Genomic DNA, 3,251 nt, shown 5'->3' with positions numbered 1-3,251 from the left:
AAAAAGCGCCTCTGGGCTCAAAAGCGACCCCTTTAACGGGCGCTTCTTAAAACAATAACCGCATCAACGAGTTAGCGCTGATGCGGCCAGAATCGCGTCTGGGTTCGCTGAATACTACATCCGCGACCCGCAAACGGATGAACCGCTGATCACCCTGATCAGCGGCACGGCCTACTACTACGAGCTGGACTGGCGCGGCATGCCCATCCGCCTGTGGTCTGAAACCGGCAACCTGGTCTGGCAGGCCAACGCCGATGCCTGGGGCAATTGCTCCCCCGAAACACCCAACGGACGCGTCCACCAGCCCATCAGGCTGCCGGGGCAGTTTGAGGATGAACTCACGGGCCTGTACCACAACCGTTTCCGGGACTATGATCCCGAAACAGGGCGCTACCTGACCCCAGACCCGATAGGCATCAAGGGAGGCCTGAACAGCTACCGTTACACGCCTAACCCAATCGATTACATCGATCCAATGGGGTTGGACTATGGAATGGTGGTTACTCCGGAGAATACCTATTTCTGCCCGGAGGAAGCACCGGTCCCGGATGATGTCCCCGATAATATGGAACTGTCCGCGCTCGACTGGGGCGTCGGGGGTGCTGAGATGGTGGGCACCGGTCTTTGGAACGGCGCTGTTGATGCGGTTGCGGGGCTGAGCGGTTTGGCAACCAGCGCGGTAGCAGGCGTTGATAGTGGCGCCAGCGTCATTGAGACCGTACAGAAAGCGGGTCTTCAGCCTCAAACTGAGGCGGCTCAGGCAATGGGCGAAGCGGTTGCCCCTGTCTTTGAGCAATACGAAGCAGGTAAGGAAGCTCTGGGCGAAGTTGGTATGGGGCAGGGGTCGCCGGAGCTTGCGACAGCACTCTACACAGCCCCTGATGCGGCGATGGCAGCACTTGGCGGTTTCATCGGAAGGGGCGTCAAGAGGGGGCTGAATCGCCGCAAGCAATCAGGTGGAAACGACGCCGGACAAGATGGACCAAACTTCCAGAAGAAGAACAGTAATTATCGCTCTCCGGAGGATTTCGATCACAAGTCAGCGAATCACCGCAAAGCGGCCGCTGGTGAGCATAATGCCCATGCCTTGATGAAGGAGAAGGGCTTTACGCCGATGGGCAAGACGGACGGCACGTATCGACCGGGCGAAAATGGTCTAGACGGGGTCTACCAAAACCCCAGTCCTCCGCCTGATTACGCGATAACGGAAGCGAAGTATAACAAAGCCAGACTAGGTAATACTAAGGACGGACGGCAGGGCAGTGATGACTGGGTTCTTGGTAACAACCGTCTGGAAAAATCCGGTTTAAGTCGAAAGGAAGCAAAGCGTATTGAGAAGGGGCTAGAGGATGGTAAAGTCGATAAATATTTGATTCGAAGTAATACGGACGGCAGTATGAAGGCCCAGAAGCTGGACAAAGATGGTTATGTCGATGGTACTCCGGATGGTTTTTGATAGGAGAAAGTTATGGTTCGAGATCCGTTGAAGACTAAGAAGTATTTTGACGAATACATTGAGTTTGAAGAGGAAGAGGGCGTTGAAGATCGTATAAACGACATTGATAACTCTGAATCATTTAGTCCGGAAATTTTGATGAAGAAGTGCGTTGGAATTGTTAGGGATGGGCTAACAATTCTGATTCTACGATATTCACGAGGTGATGCCATAGCCGACATGAAGAGCGATTTGGATCGGCTTTTGAAATACCGCAAGCTACAAAAGGAATACGCGGATGCCCTGCCAGATCAAGAACAGTCGGGCCGGGTGCAATGGGAACGCTTAGTACAGCATCGATATGATGAATACCTTCATTGGCTTGCATTCGCAGTTGGCGTTGGCATGAACCAGCAATACTTTCGAGATACACTGGCCTTAATGAATAATGAGGGGCTAGATCAGCTGTTTGATCGTATTGCGGTTCAGTTGGGCGATGCTGAGCGTCCAATTGGTGACAAGGCTCTTTACACACCTTATGGAGAGCTCTTGAAGGTGCTGGATGCGGAGCCGGCACAGCGCCCGCACTTGATGCGGCGGTACTTGGATAATTGGTATGACGCCTGCAAAGATCGAGGTTGGCACGATCTGCATATCAAAGGTGATGATACCTATTATGGCTACTGGTGTTTCGAAGCAGCGCTGGTGGCCAAGCTTTTTGATATTGATGACAGCAGCTTCTGTGACCACCGCCATTACCCGGCAGCATTGGTGCACGGAGACTGATCATGTTCAGGGATACGCGCCGGTATAAGGCCTATTTCGAAGACCTTTTACAGCAGTTTGACGAAGGCATTCAAGAAATCGACCAGTCGTTAGCCACTGGCGAAATCGTGCTCCCGGATGAGCAGGTCGATGCTGCTCAACAACTGTATCAACTGGCCATCCTGCGGGCCGTGGCCCATTATTCCTATGGCGCCAGCCGAGAGCGGTTGGCACCAATGGTGGCTGACATTCTGCCCTTGCGCCGTCGCTTGAAGGCGGTGGCTGACACCCTTCCGGCAAGCCAGCAGGTCTATCGCAACCCCTTTGAAGTATTTGGCGGTCAGGGCAAAGCAGCCGGCTCTCCCAACATCAATCGCTATATTTATGCGCTGTGGTGGCTATCGCTGGTGGTGGCCTGTGGCCTCGATGAAGGTCACCGGCACGAGGTTCTGGCGCTGATCGACAATGAGGGACGGGATCGTCTTTTGGATCGCATAGCGGTGACGATGGGTGAGCGTGATCGCGTGGTTGGTGACCAGATGCTGTATCCGGAACTGTATCAACCGCTTTTGGATGCCTTTGCTGCTGATGCTGTAACCCGGCCACAGCTGATTGAGCAATTTCTCAATAATTGGTATGAGCAATGCCAGGATGCCGACTGGTATGACAATCACTTGTGCGAACTTGAGTTCGTTTATACCGACTATTATGTGGGTTACTGGAGCCTGGAGGCAGTCCTAGTGGTTAACCTTCTCAACATCAATGACAGCGGCTTTCGTGAGCATCCCTACTATCCCAGAGATTTGAGGGCATAAGATCCAGTCTCGTCATATGTTCGAATTGTTCAGATCCCTGTGCACGGAGCAATGACGCATGGATGTCGACGGGGTGCGCCACCTGCTTAGTGGTGGGACTGCCAGAGAGAGGTCTGGACTCACCGGCTCCAGGATGGCCGCACCACCCAGTACGTCTATGGTAAGCGCCAACGAACCGACACCTATTCGCTGGCCTGAACACCCCTCACACTGATTCCATCCTGTTAAGCATTGGA

3 protein-coding genes are annotated in these 3,251 nt (G+C 53.5%); all 3 read left to right on the top strand.

The annotated features are described in order from the left end of the window. The first annotated feature begins 91 nt into the window (after positions 1-91). Genes AC1RQI_RS16435 through AC1RQI_RS16425 form a run of 3 tightly spaced genes read left to right on the top strand, consistent with a single transcriptional unit; the run spans position 92 to position 3,015 of the window. On the top strand, positions 92-1,456 hold the full coding sequence (locus tag AC1RQI_RS16435) for an RHS repeat-associated core domain-containing protein (RefSeq protein WP_481905693.1): 1,365 nt from the start codon (positions 92-94) through the stop codon (positions 1,454-1,456). A 12-nt stretch (positions 1,457-1,468) separates the two neighbouring features. Beyond that, on the top strand, positions 1,469-2,221 hold the full coding sequence (locus tag AC1RQI_RS16430) for a PoNe immunity protein domain-containing protein (protein WP_481905692.1): 753 nt from the start codon (positions 1,469-1,471) through the stop codon (positions 2,219-2,221). A gap of 2 nt (positions 2,222-2,223) precedes the next feature. After that, positions 2,224-3,015: a PoNe immunity protein domain-containing protein gene (locus AC1RQI_RS16425; protein ID WP_481905691.1), complete on the top strand. Its 792-nt coding sequence runs from the start codon at positions 2,224-2,226 to the stop codon at positions 3,013-3,015. Positions 3,016-3,251 lie beyond the last annotated feature (236 nt).

This window comes from Salicola sp. AFF1 (genome assembly GCF_056783195.1).
Note: the sequence above shows the minus strand (reverse complement) of the source record. Positions and strands in the feature narration are given on the sequence as shown.

Excerpts from the sequence above, each read along its gene's own strand:
- AC1RQI_RS16430 (WP_481905692.1), top strand. The coding sequence starts at position 1,469 with ATGGTTCGAGATCCGTTGAAGACTAAGAAGTATTTTGACGAATACATT.
- AC1RQI_RS16425 (WP_481905691.1), top strand. The coding sequence starts at position 2,224 with ATGTTCAGGGATACGCGCCGGTATAAGGCCTATTTCGAAGACCTTTTA.